The sequence below is a fragment of the Streptomyces sp. NPDC002573 genome (assembly GCF_042889625.1).
GTDB classification, from domain to species: domain Bacteria; phylum Actinomycetota; class Actinomycetes; order Streptomycetales; family Streptomycetaceae; genus Streptomyces; species Streptomyces gibsoniae.
The window spans coordinates 1-1226 of record NZ_JBIARC010000279.1 but is presented as its reverse complement, the minus strand read 5'-3'; the positions used below and the strand labels follow the sequence as shown (position 1 = coordinate 1226).

The 1226-nt window shown below is 67.3% G+C and carries 2 protein-coding genes; both read right to left on the bottom strand.

Going from position 1 to position 1226, the window contains the following annotated elements:
• The coding region (locus ACFYX0_RS47925; RefSeq protein ID WP_388982191.1) for a hypothetical protein at positions 1-285 on the bottom strand (285 nt) is incomplete at its 3' end.
• Positions 282-1226 (bottom strand): IS256 family transposase (locus ACFYX0_RS47920; protein WP_388982188.1); only part of this gene is annotated, 945 nt, incomplete at its 5' end. The genes ACFYX0_RS47925 and ACFYX0_RS47920, both read right to left, overlap by 4 nt.

Genomic DNA, 1226 nt, shown 5'->3' with positions numbered 1-1226 from the left:
GGTGCCCGAAGTGAGATGCTGGACGCCATCTCCTCGGAGAGCCACGAAAGCGGTGAGGCCAGTGTCGAGTTCTGCCACTCGATGCCCGTAGACGACGGCATGCGTCATCGTCAGGTCGATCGCTTGTGCTGAACCGCTGAGCCGGTTGAAGCGGGCACCGCGACGGACCGGTCCCCTCAGGCAGCGCACAGTGACCGTGGCCTTTTCGAAAGACGCGACGATGACCCGGTCAATCTGCTGTTCTACGCTGCTACGAAAGCTGCCCGGGCTGGGGATCTCGCTCACGCGGCTGCCTCCTCCCGTTCGACCAGGACGCCGTTCTCAAACGTGGCGCCCGTGCGGACGAGGGCGACGAGGTGGGCTCCGCGGATTGCGCGCCAGCGAGTCTGGGCCGATTCGACGAGCTTGAAGACCATGGCGAGGGCTGCGGCCGGGCTGCCGGCCCCGCGAGTGACTTTGGTCCGCAGCTTGACGGTGGAGAAGGTCGACTCGATCGGGTTCGTGGTCCGCAGGTGGATCCAGTGCTCGGCCGGGAAGTCGTAAAAGGCCAGGAGTTCCTCGCGGTCCTCGGTGATCTTCGATACGGCCTTGGGCCATTTCGCGCCGTAGGTCTTCGCGAACGTCTCGATCGCCTTCTCCGCATGCATGCGGTCCTCGGCGTTGTAGATCTCCTGCATCGCCTTCGTCGCGCCTGGTTGGGCCGACTTCGGCAGGGCATTCGCGACATTCCTGGCCTTGTGGACCCAGCACCGCTGGTGGCGGGCAGTCGGGAACACCTCGGCGAGCGCTTTCCACAGGCCCATCGCGCCGTCGCCGACGACGAGCTCGGGATCGCGCATGCCGCGCCTGCGGCAGTCGCGCAGCAGGTCGGCCCACGACTCGGCGGACTCGCGCAGCCCCTCGGCCAGCGCGATCAGCTCCTTGGTACCGTCCAGGCGCACTCCCATCAGGACCAGGACGCAGGAGTGTGCCTGCCCGAGCCGGACTTTCGGGTGCACCCCGTCCGCCCACACGTACACGTAGTCGCTGTCGGACAGGTCGCGGGCCTGGAAGGCGGCGTGATCGTCGCTCCACTGCTTCGTCAGCCGGGTCACGGTGGCCGGCGACAGGCCGGCCGCCGAGCCGAGGAACTGCTCCAGCGCGGGCACGAAGTCCCCCGAGGACAGTCCGTGCAGGTAGAGCAGCGGCAGTACCTCGCTGATCTTCGGTGACTTGCGGCACCACGG